This is a genomic window from Morganella psychrotolerans (genome assembly GCF_965118875.1).
Lineage (GTDB): Bacteria > Pseudomonadota > Gammaproteobacteria > Enterobacterales > Enterobacteriaceae > Morganella > Morganella psychrotolerans_C.
The window spans coordinates 708,744-730,444 of sequence record NZ_CBCPJD010000001.1 but is presented as its reverse complement, the minus strand read 5'-3'; the positions used below and the strand labels follow the sequence as shown (position 1 = coordinate 730,444).

Here is a 21,701-nt window from a genome sequence, read left to right as displayed (position 1 = left end):
CGCCACTGAAGTATCAAATATGAGCCGTGGTCAGATTCTGCAGCAGGCAGGTACATCTGTGCTGGCACAGGCAAACCAGGTGCCGCAGTCGGTACTGAGCTTACTGCGTTAATCCGGTAACGGACAAATTATACCAATAAATCAAAGCATTCCTCTGTTTTAAAGTTTGGCCGGAACCTCAGTTCCGGCTTTTTTTATGCCTGATGACAAATTTTTCCCGACGATTTTATAAAAATATTTACTAAAAAAACTAAAGTGACCTGTCCGGGTGCCGATAGTGTTATTACTGGCGAAAATCAGAAACCCAAACAGATAAATGCTGTTTATTATTTTCAATAACAAGGACATATATCATGGCACAAGTCATCAATACTAATATTCTGTCTCTGACTACTCAGAGCAACTTAAACCGTTCACAGGGTGTGCTGGGTTCTGCAATCGAGCGTCTGTCTTCAGGTTCACGCATCAACAGTGCAAAAGACGATGCAGCAGGCCAGGCAATTGCCAACCGCTTCACTTCAAACGTTAAAGGTCTGACTCAGGCTGCACGTAATGCCAACGACGGTATCTCTATCGCACAGACCGCTGAAGGTGCTGTTAACGAAATCAACGATAACTTACAGCGTGTTCGTGAACTGACTGTTCAGGCGCAAAACGGCACTAACTCCAAGAGCGACTTAGCGTCAATCAATAAAGAAGTCAAAGCACGCCTGGACGAAATCAACCGTATTTCTGAACAGACTCAGTTCAACGGCGTGAAAGTACTGAGCCAGGATACTTCAATGAAGATTCAGGTTGGTACTAACGATAAAGAAACTATCGGTATTGACCTGAAAAAAATTGATACCGAAGTCTTAGGTGTTAAAGGTTTTGATGCGAGCTCAGGTAATGATTTCGGTAAAGAAATGGATTACAGCGCACAGAAATATAGCAAAGGTCTGCCTGTTGATTCTACAACTGTTCAGACAGAAGCTAATAAACTGCAGGCTGGCGGTGCGAACATTACTGATGCTAAAGTTTATCAAAAATTAGATGCAGATGGTAAAGCAAGCGCAACAGAAGTATATGTTGTCGGTAAAAATGATAAAGGCGAAAGCGTTACTCTGACAGCAACACAAACAATTACAGAAGGTGCTACCGCGACGGATAAAGCCACTGTTGCATTTACTGCCGGCGCTGTTCTTGATGAAACTGCGACTAACGCACTGAATCCACTGGATACTTTAGATAAAGCACTGGCAACTGTTGACGGCCTGCGTTCAGACCTGGGTGCTATCCAGAACCGTATGCAGTCTACCATCAACAACCTGAGCAACTCTGTTAACAACCTCACCGCTGCACGCAGCCGCATCCAGGATGCAGACTTCGCAGTTGAAGTTTCTAACATGAGCCGTGGCCAGATCCTGCAACAAGCAGGTACTGCTGTGTTAGCACAGGCAAACCAGGTTCCTAACGGTGTTCTGAGTCTGTTACGTTAATATACGTCTATATACGTCTATATACGTAATAGCGTTAATATATTTGAAAGGTCAGAATATTCTGACCTTTTTTTATATCTGTTACCCATAACAGAACAAATAATGTTCTAACTATTTGTGTTTTTATTCTATCAATGAACATCTATTTTTCTTTTTATCATATAAAATAACCGTGATTTTGAAAAAAAGATGCTAAATATGAAAGAGAGTATTGCTATTTGTTAATGAGGTGATTTAGGATAAGGCAAATAAGGCGTGATTTACCTCACTACTCACCGGATTGAATTCTTTTTCGGGCACGATAATAAAAGCCTTTCATGAAACTCGAAGGGTTTTCAGGTTGTGAGTGATTTGTATACCGCCGAAGGTGTTATCAACAAAAATAGCCTGTGGGAACGTTATTATCCCCTTATCCGGCACGAAGCCCTGAAATTGCAGGTAAGATTACCGGCAAGCGTTGATATTGACGACTTAATTCAGGCCGGAGGTATCGGCTTACTGCATGCGGTTGAACGGTTTGACGCCATGCAGGGCGCGACATTTGCGACCTACGCGGTGCAACGGGTTCGTGGTGCAATGCTGGATGAATTGCGGGGAAGAGACTGGGCACCCCGCAGTGTGCGCCGTCAGGCGCGGGAAATAACGAAAGCGGTGCGGGCATTAGAGCAGTCATTAGGGCGCACCGCCACCGAACAGGAGATTGCTGACTCATTAGAAATGGATATAGCGGAATATCGTCAGGTGTTAACTGACACTAATAACAGCCAGCTATTTTCCTATGATGAGTGGCACGAGATCCACGGCGAGAGTTGCGAACCCGTCCGTGATGATGAAGACGGGGGAAACCCGCTCGGTTTGTTGGTAGACGAAAGTTTGCGTCACCAGGTGGTTGAGGCGATAAAACAACTGCCTGAACGTGAAAAACTGGTTTTGACTCTTTACTATCAGGAAGAGCTGAACCTTAAGGAGATAGGCGCAGTGCTGGACGTAGGGGAATCCCGCGTCAGCCAGTTACACAGCCAGGCAATAAAAAGGCTGCGGGCCCGCTTAAAATCCATGAAGTAACTTTGACTTTATCTTTGATTTATTTTATTAGACTAGACTACACAAGGCGCCAGAATTATGTCTGTTTCAAAACAAAAGAAACGGCCTGTAAGCCGTTATATTAAAGATTTTAAACATAGCCAGACCCACTGCAGTCACTGCCAGAAAACTCTCGACCGCATCTCACTGGTGTTTAATGGTCAGTTGATCAATAAAGAAGCCATTTCTGAAATGACGGATATGATCGATGACACTGTCTGGATGGGGTTGCAGGACAAATTTGTGGCACTGTGCCGTTTTTGCAGCGAAATTTACTGCAACAGCGCGACAGATTATTTCGATATTATGGCATTTAAACAGTATCTGTTTGAAGAAACTGAAATGAGCCACAGCACCGTACGCGAATATGTTGTCCGCTTACGCCGCCTGGACGAGTTGCTTTCCTCGAAAGCGTTCCCGACCACTACTGCATTTTCAACTGAAATTATTCAGGCACAGCTGAGTGAAGATTTATCTGACTCCGCACTGAGTAACTACAATATTGCACTGCGCAAGTACGAACAGTATCTGCACTGGCAGGGTAAAGGGCACTGAGTTACAGAGCCTGACTTTTATACTCGTCATACTTCAGGATGACTGGGTGTTGACTGCGCTCAGCCAGCTGGGTCACATACTAATGTATGCTCCCCGTCTGTCTGAGCTTGTCGCCTGCAGGCATCCCGAATTATTTAGAGTATATACCTTATTTATTCAAGCAGCAGGTTCGTTGGCTACGTTCCGACCGCCGGGTCACATACTGATGTATGCTCCCCGGCGGTCGGAGCTTACCGACTGCCTGCATTCTGAATGACGTTGGGTATACATGCATCCCGAATTATTCAGAGTGTATATTTTCATCTAAAATCAATGGGTTATTATTTATCAGCCAATGGTCATCAGGCTGGCATTTCCGCCTGCGGCAGCAGTATTCACACTGACCGCCCGTTCATGCATTAACAACATCAGCGGAATATGCGTTTCGCCGTAGTTTAAACCGGCGACCGGGACAATTGCCCCCGGGCGCGATGCAATTTCCCGGTTTACTGCCAGCAGTTTGTCACTGTCTCCGTGGAAAATAACCCCGTTAAAATCAACAGTCTCCGTAGCCCAATCCGCTGCAAGTGTTACCTGTGAGCGGACAGCATCCGGCAGCCGGTTATACAGTGCGCGGGTGTGCTCTGTGTCCGCGAATAGCTGGCTGCAACCGGTGGCAAGTGTCGCGCCCAGTTGCAGTAGTGCATCATGCTCTGTGTCATTTAACCCGAGAACCGTACCGCGCGGCAGCAGATAATAACTGTTGCGCTCACCGGTCGGTCCCGGTAACAGGCGGCAGGTTCCGGCTTGTGACAGTGTGCCGTAGCGGGCTACCGCGGGCAGAACATCATCCCGGTGTTGTGATTGCAGCCAGGTACAGAATGCATTGAACGGCAGTTGTAACTGTGTGCGCAGAGTGACATCCGGTGCGGCACTGTTATCAATTTCTGCCAGGGCATTCATTACGGAATCATCGGGTTGTTCCGCAAGCAGGCGGTGGAGATAGAGCGGCCCGCCGGCTTTCGGCCCGGTGCCGGAAAGTCCCTCGCCGCCGAATGGCTGAACGCCGACCACTGCACCGACAATATTACGGTTTACATAAATATTTCCGGCGTCAATCTGCTGTGTCAGTTGCGTGATGGTTTCATCGATTCGTGTATGAATTCCGAATGTCAGCCCGTAACCGCCGGCATTAATTTTCGCCGTCAGGTCTGCCAGACTGTCACGCGGATAGCGCACCACATGCAGTACCGGACCAAAAATTTCCTGCGTCAGTTCGGTTACATCATCCAGCTCAATCAGTGTCGGCGGAATAAAGGTGCCGTTCAGCAACTGCGGCAAACCGGTATCCATTGCGAATGCTGCCTGATACACGGATTTGCCTCTGCTGCGCATCAGCTGAATATGCTGGCGAATGCTGTTGTGAGCCTCTTCATCAATTACCGGCCCGATATCTGTGGCAAGTATTTCCGGGTTTCCTGCCCGGCATTCCGCCATCGCACCTTTAAGCATGGTGATGGTGCGATCAGCCACATCTTCCTGAATACAAAGCAGGCGCAGCGCCGAACAGCGCTGTCCGGCACTGTCAAAGGCAGAACTTATCACATCAGTGACAACCTGTTCGGTCAGCGCAGAGGAATCCACAATCATGGCATTCAGCCCGCCGGTTTCCGCGATCAACGGGATAACCCGGCCTTCTGTGCAGAGCCGTGCAGCCAGATTGCGTTGCAAAATTTTTGCAACCGCGGTCGAGCCGGTAAACATCACGCCCTGAACACGCGGGTCGCATACAAGCTGGTTGCCGGTGGTTTCACCTTCGCCCGGCAGCAGTTGCAGTACATCACGCGGCACGCCTGCCTGATGCAGTAGTGCGACAGCAACAGAGGCTATCAGCGGGGTCTGCTCTGCCGGTTTTGCCAGTACCGGGTTTCCGGCAGCAAGAGCAGCGGCTATCTGCCCGGTAAAAATGGCCAGCGGGAAGTTCCACGGACTGATACAGACCACAGGTCCCAGCGGGCGATGGGTATCATTGGCAAAATGTGTCCGCACTTGTGTGGCATAATAATTCAGAAAATCAACCGCTTCGCGGACCTCAGCGATGGCATTGGCGTAGGTTTTCCCGGCTTCGCGCACCAGAATTCCCAGCAGTGGCTGGAGCCCTGCTTCCATAAGCTGTGCCGCTTTGCACAGAATTGCCGCGCGATCTTCCGCTGGTGTCGCAAACCAGATACCGGCGGCTTGTTCAGCAGTGGCAAGTGCGTTGTCGACCTCATCTTCTGCGCAAGGGCGCACATGCCCGACAATATCATTATGATCAGCCGGGTTTCTGACCGGCAGCCGATCAACCGGGGATGCTGATACAAAATCACCGCCGATCAGCGGCTCACAATAAAGTGGGTCACCGGCGCGGCTGAGCAGGGCGCAGGAGAGTGACGCCAGGCGGTGTTCGTTACTCAGATCAAGACCGGCGGCATTGACCCGTGAATTGCCGAATAACTGACGCGGCAGCGGAATTTTAGGGTGAGGAAGACCAACGGCACCCTCTTTTTCCGCTATAGACAGAACCTCTTTCACCGGATCTTCCACCAGGGTTTCCAGCGGGATATTGCCGTCAGCGATCCGGTTAACAAACGAGGTATTCGCGCCATTTTCCAGCAGGCGGCGCACCAGATAAGCCAGCAGTGTTTCATGTGTTCCGACCGGTGCATACACGCGGCACGGACGGTTCAGTTTGCCGTCAGCGATTTTACCGACCACCTGCTCATACAGTGGCTCACCCATGCCGTGCAGGCACTGAAATTCATATTGTCCCGGATAGTAATTATTGCCCGCCAGATGATAAATCGCTGAAAGTGTATGGGCATTATGTGTGGCAAACTGCGGATAAATCAGATTTGGTACAGACAGCAGCTTGCGTGCGCAGGCAAGATACGAGATATCCGTATAAATCTTGCGTGTATAAACAGGGTATCCTTCTAATCCATCCACCTGGGCGCGTTTGATTTCGCTGTCCCAGTACGCGCCTTTTACCAGGCGGATCATCAGGCGGCGTTGACTGCGCGAGGCGAGATCAATAAGATAATCCACGACTGCCGGGCAGCGTTTCTGATACGCCTGGATAACAAAACCTATCCCGTTCCAGCCCGCCAGTTGCGGGTCAAAGCAGAGTTTTTCCAGTAAATCGAGGGAGATCTCCAGCCGGTCAGCTTCTTCGGCATCAATATTAATCCCGATATCATACTGGCGCGCCATCAGTACCAGACTCAGCAGGCGCGGATACAATTCATCCATCACCCGGTCATACTGCGCGCGGCTGTAACGCGGATGCAGGGCAGAGAGTTTAATTGAAATTCCCGGCCCCTCATAAATTCCGCGCCCGCCCGACGCCTTGCCGATAGCATTGATAGCCTGCTGATAAGAAAGAAGATAAGCCTGTGCATCTGCTTCTGTCAGTGCGGCTTCACCCAGCATGTCATAAGAGTAGCGGAACCCGCGTGCTTCATTTTTACGGGCATTCGCCAGCGCTTGTGCAATCGTTTCGCCGGTGACAAACTGCTCGCCCATCAGGCGCATTGCCATGTCTACGCCTTTGCGCACCAGCGGTTCGCCGCTTTTGCTCAGTATCCGGTTAAGGGAGCCTGCCAGCTTCGCTTCATTGTGTGTCGCCACCAGTTTGCCGGTAAACAGCAATCCCCAGGTGGCAGCATTCACAAACATGGATTTACTCTGTCCGAGGTGTGAATTCCAGTCACCGGTACTGATTTTATCGCGGATAAGCGCATCACGCGTGGCTTTATCCGGAATACGCAGTAGTGCTTCCGCCAGGCACATCAGCGCGATCCCCTCCTGAGAGGAGAGTGAAAATTCCTGTAGTAATCCCTGTACCAGACCGGCACGTCCGCTGCTGTTTTTCTGATTACGCAGTTTTTCAGCCAGCCCGTAAGCCAGTTTACAGGTTGCCTTCGCTTGTTCCGGGGACAACTGCGCCGGAGGGAGCAGCATCGACACCGCTTCCGGCTCCGGTGTACGGTAAGCGGAAGTGATGGCTGCCCGTTTTACGGACTGCGGCAGAATATCTCCGGCAAATTCAAGAAATGGCTGATAAGCAACCGGATGTGCTGTCAGTTCTGCTTCATCCCCGGATGTATTGTCTCCGGGTTCAGGCAGTTTACTTTCCGGCTGAGCACTGAGCTGTGCGAGATACTCAAAAATAGCTTGTTTGATAAGCCAGTGCGGAGTCCGGTCAATCTTTTGTGCCGCCAGTTTAATCTGTTCGCGGGTTTCATCATCCAACCTTACACCCATTGTGGTACTCGCCATATTGACTCCTCATAAACAGCATCAGTTCTGTACCCTTGTTCATTCAAACCGCCAAACAGCAGGTTCGCTGGCTGCCGCCTGCCTGCATCCGGAATGAATAAAGGTCTAAGTTACACATCAATATCTATTAGGTTGCAACTTTGTGCAACGTTGTTAAATAAAAGGATGTCTAAAGTGTGAATAATATCGCTGTTTAATACCATTAATATGGAATGATTAATAAATAACCCGTATTGGTTAAAATAAAACCATTATATAACAATAGTATATTGGTTATTTAAAGGCGTATAATGATTAAATCAAGTGATTGATATCATCGTAAACTGATGATCACTCTCGTGATGAAAGTCACGAATTTTCACTTCAGTATCGTTAATTAATTGTTATTTTATTGTTGTTGTCGTTACTATCAAGCTGAACACAACACATTACCGGCAGATAAAAATAATGATTAACGGGGCAATATCTGTACCGGTCGGAGAAAGAAGTCACCGTGTGTAACACAGTGATACTTTGCTTCTCCGGCGGGAATTGCCATCATGCAGCGGGCAGGCGAGCCTGTACACGCAATGCTGATGTAATGACGGATTATAAATTCAGTACAGGAACTCAACTATGAATATGACGCTGACAACACCGTTGCTGGTGACATTTACTGTCTACATCTTCGGTATGCTGTTCATCGGCTATATGGCTTACCGCTCCACCACCACATTTGATGACTATATTCTCGGCGGTCGCCGGATGGGTAGTTTTGTTACCGCATTATCGGCAGGTGCGTCTGATATGAGCGGCTGGCTGCTGATGGGCTTGCCCGGCGTGGTCTTTTTCTCCGGTATTTCAGAATCCTGGATAGCCATCGGCTTATGTCTGGGGGCGTGGCTGAACTGGCGGATTGTCGCCGGACGCCTGCGGTTACAGACAGAGGTAAACAATGCGCTGACACTGCCGGATTATTTCACTCAGCGTTTTGAGGACAAAAGCCGCATTCTGCGTATTGTGTCCGCTGCTGTGATCTTAATCTTTTTCACTATTTACTGCGCATCCGGTATTGTGGCGGGTGGTCTGCTGTTTGAAAGCACCTTTGGCATCAGCTATGAAAAAGCCATGTGGATCGGGGCAGGTGCGACAATCGCCTATACGTTCCTCGGCGGTTTTCTGGCCGTGAGCTGGACAGACACGGTGCAGGCAACACTGATGATTTTCGCCCTGATCCTGACCCCCGTTATGGTGATTGTTTCTGTCGGCGGGTTTGACACTGCGCTGGCGATTATTGAAGCAAAAAGCCCGGCGTATGTGGATATGTTCCGCGGGCTGGATGTTATCGCGATAGTTTCATTGCTGGGCTGGGGGCTGGGATATTTCGGGCAGCCGCATATTCTGGCGCGCTTTATGGCAGCGGATTCACACCATACTATCCGCAGCGCACGCCGCATCAGCATGACCTGGATGGTGCTCTGCCTGCTCGGTACCGTCTGTGTGGGCTTCTTCGGGATCGCTTTTTTCGAGCAAAACCCGTCACTTGCCGGTGCGGTGACTGAAAATCGTGAGCGCATCTTTATGAGCCTGACGGCGATCCTGTTTAATCCGTGGATAGCCGGTATTCTGTTGTCCGCTATTCTTGCGGCGGTAATGAGTACGCTGAGCTGCCAGTTACTGGTTAGTGCCAGTGCGCTGACAGAAGATATCTATAAGCCGTTCTTCCGTAAAAATGCCTCACAAAAAGAGATGGTGATGGTCGGGCGCATTATGGTGCTGGTGATTGCGGTGATTGCCATCTATATCGCCAGTGACAAAAATAATAAAGTGCTCGGGTTAGTGAGTAATGCATGGGCCGGGTTTGGTGCCGCATTCGGACCGGTTGTGCTGTTCTCGGTTATCTGGCAGCGCATGACCCGCAACGGCGCACTGGCGGGCATGTTTACCGGAGCGGTGACTGTTCTTCTCTGGATGGAATATAAATGGTTTGATTTATATGAAATTATTCCGGGCTTTATCCTGGCGGCGATTGCCATAGTGGTTGTCAGTCTGGCAGGGAAAGCACCGGGTAAAACGGCGCAGGAACGTTTTGCTCAGGCTGAGAAACGCTATCTTGGTCACGCAGAATAGCCGATACCCTTATTCATTCAAACCGGAGGTTCGTTGGCGGCGTGAAGCCAGCGGGGTCACATGCTAATGTATGCTCCCCGGCTATCTTCCCTTACCGTCTTCCTGCATCCCGAATGACGTTGGGTATAAACATTCTGTATGTATAAATATTTCGTGGTATAAAAAATCCCGGCACAGTACAGACTGCGCCGGGATTTTTTTATCGTATTTTACAGACTACGATGTTTTTTCACCTGTCGGTAGCCGACTGCCAGCAGCACAAACCATAATGGTGTGACGATCAGTGCCTGGCGGGTATCCGGCTCCAGGGTTAACAGCACAATCACAAAGGCAAAAAACGCCAGGCAGACCCAGGGGATCCAGCGACCGAACGGCATTTTATATGCAGAGGCAAGGTGTAATTCCGGACGGCGCCGGCGGTAAGCCAGATAGCTGCACAGGATCATGCTCCAGATAAACATAAACAGGATAGCCGATACGGTTGTCACCAGGGTGAACACATGCATCACATCCGGGATAAAATAGAGCAGTACAACCCCGACGGAAAGGCAGATGCAGGTGAAAATCAGCCCGGTCGCCGGAACAGCTTGTTTCGATAACTGACGAAACTGTTTTGGTGCGCTGCCCTGTTTTGATAACCCGAATAACATCCGGCTGGTGGAGAACACACCACTGTTAGCAGATGACGCGGCGGCGGTTAATACCACAAAATTCACCAGACTGGCTGCCGCCGGGATCCCCATCATAATAAACAGTTCAACAAACGGGCTTTTATCCGCCGGAATAGAGCGCCACGGCGTTACCGACATAATAATGATCAGTGCCAGCACATAGAATGCAATGATACGAAACGGGATCGCATTAATCGCGCGGGGCAGAGCTTTGGTCGGATCACGGGTTTCGGCTGCCGCAGTCCCCACCAGTTCAATACCGACAAACGCAAATATGGCTATCTGGAACCCTGCAAAGAAGCCGATAATCCCTTTCGGGAACATACCTCCGTCAGACCAGATATTTGACAGCGCTGCCTGATGCCCTTCCGGTGAGACAAAGTGTGTGCCGATAAGAAATGCGCCGATAATAATCAGTGCAACAATGGCGACAATTTTTATCATTGAAAACCAGAATTCCATCTCACCAAATAATTTCACGGTCGCAAGATTAAGAGACAGCAACAGCAGAATGCAGAGCAGGGAGCTGACCCAGCGCGGAAAGTCAGGTGCCCAGTGCATAATATAGCCGGTGATCGCCACCACATCGGCAATCCCGGTAATTACCCAGCAGAACCAGTAAGTCCATCCCACAAAAAAACCGGCCCAGGGACCTATCAGGTCACCGGCAAAATCACTGAACGATTTATAATTAAGGTTTGAGAGAAGAATTTCGCCCATTGCCCGCATGACAAAGAACAGGACAAATCCGATAATCATATATACAAATAAAACCGAGGGACCTGCCAGCGAAATAGTTTTTCCTGATCCCATAAACAGCCCGGTGCCGATAGCCCCGCTGATAGAAATAAGCTGAATATGGCGGTTGGTCAGACTGCGTTTAAGTTCACCCCGGGGCGCGGTTACCGCGGGTGTGACAGGTGTATTTTCGTCCATAAAGATATCCGGTATATTAAAAAAGTAACTATTATTTTTTTTAATCCAAAAACAGGATTGTCACAAAATAGTGTGACACATTTCTCAGAGCGAGTAACGCGGAATTTTCCGGAGAATTCAGTGGGTTGATGGTTTTTATTATGAATGACATCGATTGTCGGATTAGTTTTTTTATAGGTGAATAAATAACGAAATTCCGGGTTTAAGGCAGCGGAAGTTACAATTTATTTAATAACATTAATGGGAAGAGCAAAATTAACGGCTGTGAGTCAGAATAGTATATTTAGGGTATTTCCCGGCTATACTCAGTCTGTTTCCGATATACGTTTGCAGCATTTAAATCTCAGCGGATGAAACTAAGGAGTCAGACAATGAAAGATCCACATGATATTGCGGCGTGGGCAAAAACCCGTGAAACCTCTGTTGAAATTGCACAGGCTATCTTTGAACTGGCCGGTAATAACGAAGTTTTAGCAGAACAAATCTGGGAAGAGGGCTCTGATGAGGTGCTGCCACTGGCATTCTCCAAAACAGATGCTGACAGATTATACTGGGGTGAGGAAACCATTGAGAGAAAAAATGTATAATTTTTGAACCATTATCCGCCGTTTGTTGCGGTGGATAGTGGTTATTCCCCGGACATAAAAATATTATTTTTGTTTTCTGTGATCTCTCATAAATAATCAAAAGATTTTTACGCTAAGATATTGCCCTTAAAGGAGCGATGTCTATGATAAGTTTATCTCATCTATCCGGTCTATTCTTAGGGGTATTACTGGGTTTTGTTATGCAGCGCGGCCGTTTTTGTCTGGCCGGTGGTCTGCGTGATCTCTATCTTTTCCGTGACAGCAGAATGCTTATTGCTATTCTGATTGTTATCTCCGTTCAGAGTATTGGTCTTTTCACCTTTTCCTATTTTGGTATCGCGCAACTTCCCGGTGGGGCTTTCCCGTGGCTGGCAACACTTGTCGGCGGGTTACTGTTTGGTATGGGAATGGCGTTTGCCGGCTCCTGCTCAACAGGTGCATATTACCGCGCGGCAGAAGGGCTTGCCGGTAGCATTATTGCAGTTGGCGGGTTTATTATTGCCAGTTGGTTTATCCGCCGGCCTGTGGCGAAATCTTTTTTTTCTCCGGTGACCACGCCAGCACTGGATTCCGCAACTATCACGCAAACATTTAATATCCCGCCTTATATTGCGATATTTATTTTAGTGCTGCTGACTCTTGTTCTGGTCACCCGGCATCTGAATAAATTTAAATCCGTCAAAATACCGAAAATGAAAGCCCGGAAAACCGGCATTGCACATATTTTATTTGAGGCGCGCTGGCACCCGTTTATATCGGCACTTATTATCGGCATTATTGCTCTGCTCGCCTGGCCTTCAAGCCTGGCTGACGGCCGCGTGGGCGGATTAGGAATAAGCGGGCCGAGTGCGCAGTTATTTTCATTAATCACATCCGGCGACCTGAAATTCTTTAACTGGGCGGGATATCTTCTTATTGGTATTTTTGCCGGGGCTTTTATTGCCGCAAAAGGCAGCCGGGAATTCCGTATGCGAAGTCCGGGTGTGCCGGTCATGATAAAAAGCCTGGCGGGCGGATTATTAATGGGCGTCGGCAGCGGATTAGCCGGTGGCTGTATGCTGGGAAACACACTGGTCAATACCGCCTGGTTCTCCTGGCAGGGCTGGGCGTTTATTCCGTGCATTATCCTGGGTAGCTGGCTTATCAGTTATTTTACGATTATTCGTCCTCAGAAAATAAAGTAATTAATAAGGTGAAACTATGAATACGCTGGAATTAGATACCCGCGGGCATTTGTGTCCGTTCCCGTTAATTGAAGCTAAAAAAGCCATTGAAACACTATTAACCGGTGATTTGCTGGTTATTAAATATGATTGCGCACAGGCAACTGAAAATATTCCGCGCTGGGCGGCTGAAGCAGGGCATGATGTTACTGATTTTGAACAAATTGGTGATGCACAGTGGCAAATGGCAATTAAAAAAGGCTGAAAAAGTCCGGAAAAAATGCGGCATAATAAATATAAAAATATGCCGCTAATATTGTGTATTTACAGGGATATTCAATGAAATCAACACTCACACCTCTTTCCGGTGCGCGTTTTCTCGCACTGCGTTTATTACCCGGAGATGATGTTCTGCCGGTACTGCATCGGTATGTGCAAGAGCATCATCTGCAATCTGCTTTTATTGCCGGGTGTGTCGGTAGCCTGACGAATGTCGCGCTGCGCTTTGCCGGACAGGAAAAAATAGATTATCTGACAGGGAAATTCGAAATTGTCTCACTGATCGGTACGCTGGATGCTCAGGGTGAACACCTGCATCTTTGTGTGTCGGATGAAAACGGGCACACACGTGGCGGGCATATGATGCCGGACTGTACGGTGCGCACCACACTTGAGTTAATTATCGGCGAACTGGAGCAGGTTATTTTCACGCGTGAAATGTGCCCGCACTCAGGGTATGAAGAGCTGGTGGTAAGACCAAAACAATAATCTCAAAAACAGTAATCTCAAAACAATAATATCGTCAACTAACTGTGATCAATAAAGGTGCCTGTATGAACGCATCACAACCTCTGCTTTCCAGCCGTACACTTGTTCTTATTGTTGTCGCAATCGCCATTAATATGATTGGCGGGCAACTTAGCTCAACACTGAAACTACCGGTTTTCCTGGACTCAATCGGCACCATTATTTGCGCACTGCTGGCAGGTCCGTGGGTGGCAATACTCAGCGGATTATTAACTAACTTGTTGTGGGGATTACTAAGCGGACCGGTTGCCGCCGCATTTGCACCTGTCTCGATGATGATAGGTCTCAGTGCCGGTCTGATGGCTCGCGCCGGATGGTTCCGGTCATTGCCGCGTGTTATTGTCTCCGGCGTGGTGATAACTCTGGCGCTGACGGTGATCGCGGTTCCAATCCGCACGTATTTATTTGCCGGAACAACCGGCAGCGGGGCGGATTTCTTTGTCGCGTATTTGCATGCCGTCGGTGACAATCTGATTGAATCAGTTGCGGTTACCGTGATCGGCGTGAATCTGGCAGATAAAATTTTATCAGCGCTGATCGCCTGGCTACTGGTACGCAGGTTGCCGCAGCGCGCACAGCGAAACTTCCCGCATATGGCGTGGGTGCGGTAATGCTGCACCCGTTTACCGCCCTGACACTCTGGCTGTGGCTGAGTGCCGGGGTACTATTTTTATCTTTTGGCTGGTTGTTGTCCGCTGTCAGTTGCGCGACCTTTGCGGCGCTGATTATCTGGCCTGCATCCCGGCACCGCGCAAAATTTGTGGTCTGGCTGATGCTTCCGATGGCGGCAGGGCTGTGGCTTATCCACAGTGGCTGGCTGGCGCACTGGCTGACAGGTGTAACACCAGATAACAGTCGTCAGGCGTATGCCATTGCCCTGTGGTTCAGACTGCTGGCAATTATCAGCGGTGCGCAATTATGGCTGCAATATGTGACAACAGAACGCTTTATCCGCGCACTGTTTGCCAGTCGTCTGCCGGTGAGTTTTGCCTATCTGCTTGCAGGTCCGCTATTGCTGGCAGAGCAGCTCCGGCGACAACTGGGCATTATCCGTGAGGCACAACTTGCCCGCGGAGTACCTCTGGATGGCAATATATGGCAGCGGTTAACCTCGCTGCCTGCACTGATTTTGCCGCTGGCGGGTCACACGCTGAGTGAGCTGGCAGTGCGGGGTGCGGCCCTGGATATGCGCGGATTTCGTGCGGTTTCCCGGCGCACCACACTGAATGCGCCCGCGGACAGCCGTATGCAGAAAATAGCGCGTTACGGATTACTGTTCCTGATCCTGATTGAAGGAGGCATTCGCCTGTGGTGGTAAATTTACAGAATGTTGCGTTTACACCAAAAGGTGCGGAACAGACTGCGCTTTCGCTGTCTGATTTCCGGCTGGCGGCAGGTGAGTGGGCGGCGGTACTGGGTGGAAACGGCAGCGGGAAGAGTACCCTGGCGCAGGTATTGTGTGGCTGGTTTCCGGAACTGTTGCCCGGAACACTGACCGGCACGGCGGACATTCAGGGCATGACACCCGGCACGCATTCCCTTGTTCAGACAGCCGCTTACCGGCAACTGGTACAGCAATCACCGCAGTTGCAGTTATCCGGTTGTGCATTCAGTGTTGAGCAGGAAGTAGCGTTCGGACCGGAAAATCTGGGATTACCTTCGCAAGAGATTGAGCTGCGGGTGAATGACGCACTGCGGCTGACGCAGTGTGACACATTGCGTCACCGGCATCCGGCAACCTTATCCGGCGGGGAAGCTCAGCGGGTGGTGATTGCAGGGGCACTGGCGATGCGACCAGCGTTGTTACTGCTCGATGAGGCATTCAGCAGGATGACTCCCGCAATGGCGCATACAATCCTGATGAATTTAAAACAGTATTCGGATGCATTCGGATGCAGTGTCATTTTGTTTGAGCGCACATTATTCCCGGCGGCGGATTATTGTGATCAATTCTTTTTGCTTGAGCAGGGTAAGCTTACGGCAACAGGCTCTTTGCAGACCATTTTTACTGCCGCACTGCCGGTGATCATGATGCCGGATGCCTGGCGACTGGCAGGGCAACTGATGTTAAGCGGACGCTGGAAAAGCTCAGTTCCGCAGGATGATGCGGCACTGATCGCTGCCTTTAAGGAAAATCATGTTACACCTTGAGAGTCTGAGTTATGGCTGGCCGGGGGCGATGCAAAATTGTATCACTCAACTGTCATTGACGATCGCCCCGGGGGAATGGGTGGCGCTGGCGGGAGATAATGGCGCGGGTAAATCCACATTACTGCGTCTTGCTGCCGGATTATTGCGCCCGGATGCAGGCCGCGCATTATTTCGCGGGCAGGAACTGACAGATTACACCGCCGCCCGGCGCGCAGACCATATCGGTGTATTGTTTCAGGAGGCAGAGCATCAGATTTTTCACAGCACAGTCTATGATGAGGTGGCTTTCGGGTTGCAGCGGCGGAAATTACCGGCAGCAGAGATAAAGCGGCGGACACTACAGGCAATAACGGATTGCGGGCTGGATGATGTTATACAGCTTCATCCTCTGGATTTACATGCCGGTCAGCGCCGGATGGTGGCGGTTGCCGGGCTGAGTGCGGCGGCACCCTCATTTTTATTACTGGATGAGCCGGGGCGGGATTTTGATGCGTTCTGGCTTATGCGTTTTGAATCCTGGCTGGCATTACAGCAGGCCGCCGGAACCGCTATCCTGGCTATCAGCCATGATTTTGATTTTATTGCCCGGCACTTTCCGCGGGTCGTACATCTTGAGGCCGGCAAAATAATTGCAGACGGCTCTGCGCAGGATGTGCTTTATCACCCGCAGCTGCAATCTCCCGGCGTATTACCGGCACCGACGCTGCATTCATTACGCAGGGCATTATCACCAAAAACAGAATAATATAGTCTTATTCATTCGGACTGCAGGGTCGTTGCTGCATCTTTAATGTTGTCGGGTTAAACAAAATTCCCCTAAAAAAAGGGCGCATTTGTTATATCTGCATCTGTGGGCTATTTTTTTGCTATTGCTTTATTCGCGCAGGGCTCGACAGAAATTGAGTGCTCGACGGTCAGCGCACCTTCTTCAATATCCATCGTAATATTCCAGTCGGCATCGAAAGGTACGACCATTCTGGCCGGTAACTCATGGAAGAACCCGCTTCCGCCATGTGTCCGGAACGGCATACCATTACGGAACTGATTAAAATTCATTTTAGTCATCATTAAGACATTACAAGGGCGCCCACAATCGACCACGATGGTATCACCAGCGGTCAGGTGCATTCTTTTATGTAAAAACGGCATCGCTAAGTTCCTTCTTTGTTCGTCCGGTTCAGATAATTATCGTTGCTAATTTAGCGTAACCACCGGAGGAATTCATTTATTTTCTATTCCTGTGTTTTTAATTACGTAAAATAACGCAGGAATAATCCATATTAATAACTATTAAGGATAGTAGGTGTTAACTAACGCCCGTGGATTTAATGCAATAACCTTTTTTTGTTCATCTGAGAGTGTATGCGTTTCTAACCAATCTCTTTTATGCAACTCAAAATCAGGTGATTCTCCCAGGTGTAAGGCCAGTAGATAATTAAAATCTCTGAGATTGTTTTTTTCAAATAACGAAATCACATCCCGGTAACAGATATTATGAGGTAATTTTATCCGTTCAGTTAACATGCATTCCATCAATTTTAATGAGGGAATCTGCGTATCCTGATAAATAATATTTAACTGTGTTATCGCTTTATCATATCGGGTATCGACAATGAGAAGGTCGCTGTAGAGCTCGCGCAGCGCGATATCATCAGGATGCTGGCTGATCAATGTATCAAACTGATCCAGTATTTTTTCTTTACCTGCATTAGTCGTACTGCCGGAATATTTTATAATATAAGCCATTGCCTGATCTCTCGGGACCGGCTGTGTATTTGTGTGTGCATGTGATGTTAATGAAAAGCCGAACACCAACGCTATTATAACCCAGATCTTCATCGAATACGGTTCCCTGTATATTTACCGTGAAAACACTATAACATAGACAAAATAGTGATAATTTAGGATGTTTACGAAAATCGGGTACAGTATCGGGGATTGATAATAAACAAAATGACAATGAGTTTTCAGGTTTTATAAAATTTTGCTCAGGAATATTCTGATGATATTTATTTGTTATACGGGTTTTTACCTGTACCCATCACTCATATTAAGAGTGTGCCGACAAATTTAGCCTGTTTATATTCGGTTGATTTCTCCCGCATAATAAGATAATTCAGTTAATCAGACCGGCGTTTGTAACGCGTAGCGACATAAGCAGGTATTGTTTTGTCATCTGCTTTTTAGGTATGTACACGAGCCTGTTACTGATCCGCTACCGTTCCATTCACTGTGTGGTATGTACAGGGTCTGATGATAAGGTTGTTTGGTTTGCTACGGGATGGTCATCCGGTTTTTTGAAAGCAAAAGGTGTGGCTGGTAAAACCCGGGCAGATAAGTGAACCTCAGAGTGTATGGTGAGCTGAAAATCGGGGATACTCCGGTAATTATTATCTATATTTATTGTCAGGATATCTGGCTGCAAAAGCAGCCAGAATGCTAACTTTATTTTGCTACTTCTTCTTTTATTATTCGGTGTGTATTTTCAATAAAATCAGGAACATTATGGTATTTCTTGACATAATTAATAGCTTTATTTGCTAATAACATCCGATTTTCTTCATCATTCATTAACTGATTAATAGCATCAACAAAAAGGTCAACTTTATCAAAACCATCGCCAAGAACATCCCCGACATGGATACCAAATTTTGAGGTAAGGTCATCAGGGTTTCTGTTGCTGACAAGTAATGTGCCATAAGCAAGTGCTTCTAAAAATGAGACAGGGAGTGCCTCATGAATAGACGTGTTGACAAGAATTTTTGCTTCTTTGAGGTGTTTATTTTTCTCTTCACCTTCAACATGGCCTGTGAAATATAAGTTTTTGATATCTTTGTAGTTATCCATTATTTTATGATTTTCATCATCTTCTCGGAATATTTTTCCTAATACAAAGAATTCATAATCAGGCATTTTTTTTGCTATCTCACAAAAAATCCATCCTCTTTTTACTGACGCGATTCTTCCCAAAAAAATAACCTTATTTTTTTTCGGAAAAGTATGAAGATCAAATGAGTGATCTATATCGATAGGATTAGGTAAGTAATCAATTTTGACATCTTTTTTCAGATGATATAAATCAACTGCTTTTTCATTGAGGCAATAAGCTTGTGTTACAAACCTGACTCTGTTTTGCTGGTACCAGTTATGAACTAAGTCATACAGATGTTGGTTGTAATAGGATGTTTCAGGAAATAATTTTACTGTGAAAATTTCGTCCCATTCATATTGTGGTCTTGGATCTTGGATCCACAAAATTAATTTTTTATTTTCTGAGGGATCATTTTTTAATACATGATCATAAGTTGATTCAATACTAAAGTAGATATCATAATTTTGTTTTTTCAGCCATTGCTTAGCAAACCAGTTACGTCTTGGAAGACGATAAAGATCGACACCATCGGTATGGTGTTTTTCAGCGAAGAAATGGCTTTTTCCTTTCCCCAGAAGTATGTCGAATTCAAAATTATCATTTGGCAGGTATTTAGCTATATAGTATCTCGCTAAGTAGCCATATCCACCAAAACGGGTATTATTTGCACCAAAAAACTCATCGATAATCAGGCCTACCCGTATTTTTTTGCTATTCATTCTGAATTCCGTATATCAAGGTTATTTGCATAAATGCTAGCACAGTAATTTTAGTTTTACAGTAACGGGTTATCATGTTTAAGGTATCGTTTTCATGTTAATCACCCCCAAACCAACCCAATCCCCGCCACAATCAGTACGCCGTCGAGGATCCGGGAATAGAATGCGGGCGGGAGAGCAAGGACGATGCGCTTTGCGCCCAGTGAGCCGAGGGCTATCATCATGCCGGTGAGCAGACCGCTGATAATGATGTCCGGGGTGAGGACGCCGAGCCGGGTGAATGTGACAGATTTTGTCAGATAAAGCAGAAATGAAATGGCAGATTCTGTTGCCAGTAAAGGTGCGGGGAGTAACCCGTATGCGCTGAGCAGAGGCAACATCAGCGGGCCGGTGGAGAATACTAATCCGGTCAGAAACCCGGTGACTATTCCGCAGAATGATAAATGTACCGGACGCAGGGTGAAATTGTTGCGTTTCAGCCAGTGCCGTGCGGGGCAAAGTGCCAGAAAAAAGATCCCGAGCGTTGTGTTAAGGATGGATTCCGGCAGGGCGATCAGGGTATTTGCACCAGCAACCACCGCCGGAAGAGCGGGCAGCGCAAACCAGCAAAAGGCAGACCAGTCAATATTCTTCCGCCAGATAACTACCCGCGAAATATTTCCGGGAAGAGCGGCAATTGCCATAACGGGAACGGCTGCTTTTGCGCCAAGGGTGGTGGTGAGTACCGGGATCAGAATTAATGAGGACCCGGTTCCTGTGACGCCGCTGATAAGCCCGGCGATAATGCTTGTTAATGATAATAATAAATAACTCATGTTTTAATCCGTTTCCTGCGCGATAATTAAAAAAGGTCAGCGCGGATCAGCATAATTCCTGCTCAGTTTGTTTGCAGCGCTGAAAACTCACACCCTTGTGAATAAAAAGAGGATGTTAATGCGCGAATTACCTCCGCTCTCTGCATTACGGGCATTTCTGGCGGCCTGTCAGAGTGACAGCTTCAGTGAAGCGGCAGAAAAACTGAATGTTACTCACGGGGTTATCAGCAAACAGGTGCAGGTGGCAGAAAGCTGGTTCGGCGTCACGTTGTTTGAGCGCAAAGGCGCCCGGCGCGTGGCAACACCTTATGCTCTGACATTGGCGCAGGAACTGACTCTGGCACTGGAAGGTGTGAGTGATGTTGCAGCCCGTCACCGCTTCGGGGGAGTAAATCATCCGCTGCGCATCAGTGTGCCTGCATCGTTTTGTCTGTATTGGCTGATGCCGCGTATCGCTGAGTTTTATCAGCAATATCCGGATATAAATCTGAGAATTGACTCTGCGGTCAGCAGTGAGCAGGAGAGTTCCGGGCGGTATGATTTGGTTATCCGCCGTCAGCCTGATGCGACATTACAGATAAAACCGTTTTTTTGTGATCACAGCACATTGCTGGCGTCACCCGGTTTTATCAGCCGTCATCCGGTTTCTGTGCCACAGGATGTTCTCAGTATGCCGTGTATTGAAACACTGACCCGTCCCCGCAGTTGGGCAAAGTGGTGTGAAGCCGCCGAAATCAAACATGTGCCGCGCAGTGGTGTGCACCGGTTTGATCATTTCTATGTGACAGCCGAAGCCATTAAAGCAGGGCTGGGGTTTGGTATTGGTCCGGTGAATTTGTTGCAGAACAGTCTGCAAAAAGGGGACATTCAGATTGTTTTCCCCGACATTATCACCGATGCTTATTGTTATTATGCCCTGACACCGGTTGGCGTTCAGAAAACGGTAGCACACCGGGCGTTTGAATCCTGGCTTTTCAGTACAGGAAATGCAGCCGGATAACGGAGGAATTATGTGGAATATTCACCCGACGCGGGAGGAATTTGAATTATTGTCGCAGTATCTGTCACCGCTGGAAGCCCGTATTGAAGCGGGGTTACTGGAATCTGAAGGGATTAAAGTGATGCTGCTGGATGAGAATATTGTCTGGAACAATCAGATGTATGCACAGGCGGTCGGTGGCGTGAAATTGCTGGTAAGCCACGATGATGCGGAAAAAGCTCAGTCTGTTCTGGATGAATTACACCGTGGTGCGTATGGCATTGATGATGACGGTGAACCGGCAGAAGCAGAACCCTGTGCGGCGGTAAAAAACCGGGCGGGAGATCATTTTAATACCGGGTTTGTTTTTCTGATTTTTCTGACACTCGGGCTGGCATTGCCGTTTAAGGCGCTGCACCGGCATCTGCGCGATAAAAAAGAGAAGACAGAATAACAGGCAGCGGCACAATACCGCCA

General features: G+C 48.1%; 20 protein-coding genes and 1 pseudogene. 15 read left to right on the top strand and 6 right to left on the bottom strand.

Annotation, left to right across the window (positions count from 1 at the left end):
• The 4 genes from ACMHKJ_RS03495 to fliZ all read left to right on the top strand — a co-directional run.
• The coding region (locus ACMHKJ_RS03495) for a flagellin (RefSeq protein WP_413492112.1) at positions 1-112 on the top strand (112 nt) is incomplete at its 5' end.
• 241 nt (positions 113-353) lie between these two features.
• Positions 354-1,478 carry a FliC/FljB family flagellin gene (locus ACMHKJ_RS03490; protein ID WP_413492085.1) on the top strand — a complete coding sequence of 375 codons (1,125 nt, stop codon included), beginning with the start codon at positions 354-356 and terminating at the stop codon, positions 1,476-1,478.
• Between the two features lie 342 nt (positions 1,479-1,820).
• Positions 1,821-2,543 carry an RNA polymerase sigma factor FliA gene (locus ACMHKJ_RS03485; protein ID WP_067361652.1) on the top strand — a complete coding sequence of 241 codons (723 nt, stop codon included), beginning with the start codon at positions 1,821-1,823 and terminating at the stop codon, positions 2,541-2,543.
• 57 nt (positions 2,544-2,600) lie between these two features.
• Complete coding sequence (gene fliZ / locus ACMHKJ_RS03480; protein ID WP_413492084.1) at positions 2,601-3,116, top strand: flagella biosynthesis regulatory protein FliZ; 516 nt, start codon at positions 2,601-2,603, stop codon at positions 3,114-3,116.
• A 327-nt stretch (positions 3,117-3,443) separates the two neighbouring features.
• Here fliZ and putA read toward each other — a convergent pair whose 3' ends face one another.
• Positions 3,444-7,415 carry a trifunctional transcriptional regulator/proline dehydrogenase/L-glutamate gamma-semialdehyde dehydrogenase gene (gene putA / locus ACMHKJ_RS03475; RefSeq protein WP_413492083.1) on the bottom strand — a complete coding sequence of 1,324 codons (3,972 nt, stop codon included), beginning with the start codon at positions 7,413-7,415 and terminating at the stop codon, positions 3,444-3,446.
• Between the two features lie 621 nt (positions 7,416-8,036).
• Here putA and putP point away from each other — a divergent pair.
• On the top strand, positions 8,037-9,524 hold the full coding sequence (putP, locus tag ACMHKJ_RS03470) for a sodium/proline symporter PutP (RefSeq protein ID WP_413492111.1): 1,488 nt from the start codon (positions 8,037-8,039) through the stop codon (positions 9,522-9,524).
• A gap of 209 nt (positions 9,525-9,733) precedes the next feature.
• Here putP and cycA read toward each other — a convergent pair whose 3' ends face one another.
• On the bottom strand, positions 9,734-11,131 hold the full coding sequence (gene cycA / locus ACMHKJ_RS03465; protein ID WP_413492082.1) for a D-serine/D-alanine/glycine transporter: 1,398 nt from the start codon (positions 11,129-11,131) through the stop codon (positions 9,734-9,736).
• 371 nt (positions 11,132-11,502) lie between these two features.
• Here cycA and ACMHKJ_RS03460 point away from each other — a divergent pair, with 371 nt between their 5' ends.
• The 8 genes and pseudogenes from ACMHKJ_RS03460 to ACMHKJ_RS03425 all read left to right on the top strand — a co-directional run.
• A complete protein-coding gene (locus tag ACMHKJ_RS03460; RefSeq protein WP_413492081.1) occupies positions 11,503-11,718 on the top strand; it encodes a YccJ family protein in 216 nt (71 codons plus the stop codon).
• Positions 11,719-11,861: 143 nt separating this feature from the next.
• Positions 11,862-12,902: a YeeE/YedE thiosulfate transporter family protein gene (locus tag ACMHKJ_RS03455; RefSeq protein ID WP_413492080.1), complete on the top strand. Its 1,041-nt coding sequence runs from the start codon at positions 11,862-11,864 to the stop codon at positions 12,900-12,902.
• Between the two features lie 16 nt (positions 12,903-12,918).
• Complete coding sequence (locus ACMHKJ_RS03450) at positions 12,919-13,146, top strand: sulfurtransferase TusA family protein (RefSeq protein WP_413492079.1); 228 nt, start codon at positions 12,919-12,921, stop codon at positions 13,144-13,146.
• Positions 13,147-13,220: 74 nt separating this feature from the next.
• A complete protein-coding gene (locus ACMHKJ_RS03445; protein ID WP_413492078.1) occupies positions 13,221-13,649 on the top strand; it encodes a PPC domain-containing DNA-binding protein in 429 nt (142 codons plus the stop codon).
• Between the two features lie 65 nt (positions 13,650-13,714).
• On the top strand, positions 13,715-14,299 hold the full coding sequence (locus ACMHKJ_RS03440) for an ECF transporter S component (protein WP_413492077.1): 585 nt from the start codon (positions 13,715-13,717) through the stop codon (positions 14,297-14,299).
• A 2-nt stretch (positions 14,300-14,301) separates the two neighbouring features.
• Entirely contained in the window at positions 14,302-15,006 is a 705-nt protein-coding gene (locus ACMHKJ_RS03435; protein WP_413492110.1) for an energy-coupling factor transporter transmembrane component T, read from the top strand.
• The gene (locus tag ACMHKJ_RS03430) at positions 14,997-15,839 is read left to right on the top strand and encodes an energy-coupling factor ABC transporter ATP-binding protein (protein WP_413492076.1); all 843 of its coding nucleotides are present in this window, start codon (positions 14,997-14,999) and stop codon (positions 15,837-15,839) included. The genes ACMHKJ_RS03435 and ACMHKJ_RS03430 overlap by 10 nt, the downstream gene beginning before the upstream one ends.
• 52 nt (positions 15,840-15,891) lie before the next feature.
• Positions 15,892-16,584 (top strand): annotated as a pseudogene (locus ACMHKJ_RS03425) (energy-coupling factor ABC transporter ATP-binding protein); the annotation flags it as partial.
• 110 nt (positions 16,585-16,694) lie between these two features.
• Here the strand turns inward: ACMHKJ_RS03425 and ACMHKJ_RS03420 are convergent.
• The 4 genes from ACMHKJ_RS03420 to ACMHKJ_RS03405 form a co-directional block, all read right to left on the bottom strand.
• Positions 16,695-16,988 carry a DUF1883 domain-containing protein gene (locus ACMHKJ_RS03420; RefSeq protein ID WP_413492075.1) on the bottom strand — a complete coding sequence of 98 codons (294 nt, stop codon included), beginning with the start codon at positions 16,986-16,988 and terminating at the stop codon, positions 16,695-16,697.
• Between the two features lie 141 nt (positions 16,989-17,129).
• Positions 17,130-17,585 (bottom strand): hypothetical protein, encoded by a 456-nt coding sequence (locus tag ACMHKJ_RS03415; RefSeq protein WP_413492074.1) that lies wholly within the window; start codon positions 17,583-17,585, stop codon positions 17,130-17,132.
• A gap of 699 nt (positions 17,586-18,284) precedes the next feature.
• On the bottom strand, positions 18,285-19,430 hold the full coding sequence (locus tag ACMHKJ_RS03410; RefSeq protein WP_413492073.1) for a glycosyltransferase family 4 protein: 1,146 nt from the start codon (positions 19,428-19,430) through the stop codon (positions 18,285-18,287).
• A gap of 101 nt (positions 19,431-19,531) precedes the next feature.
• Positions 19,532-20,245 carry a sulfite exporter TauE/SafE family protein gene (locus tag ACMHKJ_RS03405; RefSeq protein WP_413492072.1) on the bottom strand — a complete coding sequence of 238 codons (714 nt, stop codon included), beginning with the start codon at positions 20,243-20,245 and terminating at the stop codon, positions 19,532-19,534.
• A 118-nt stretch (positions 20,246-20,363) separates the two neighbouring features.
• Between ACMHKJ_RS03405 and ACMHKJ_RS03400 the strand changes: the two genes are divergently transcribed.
• Positions 20,364-21,245: a LysR substrate-binding domain-containing protein gene (locus tag ACMHKJ_RS03400; protein WP_413492071.1), complete on the top strand. Its 882-nt coding sequence runs from the start codon at positions 20,364-20,366 to the stop codon at positions 21,243-21,245.
• A 10-nt stretch (positions 21,246-21,255) separates the two neighbouring features.
• Entirely contained in the window at positions 21,256-21,678 is a 423-nt protein-coding gene (locus ACMHKJ_RS03395; protein ID WP_413492070.1) for a putative signal transducing protein, read from the top strand.
• The last annotated feature ends 23 nt before the right edge of the window (positions 21,679-21,701 follow it).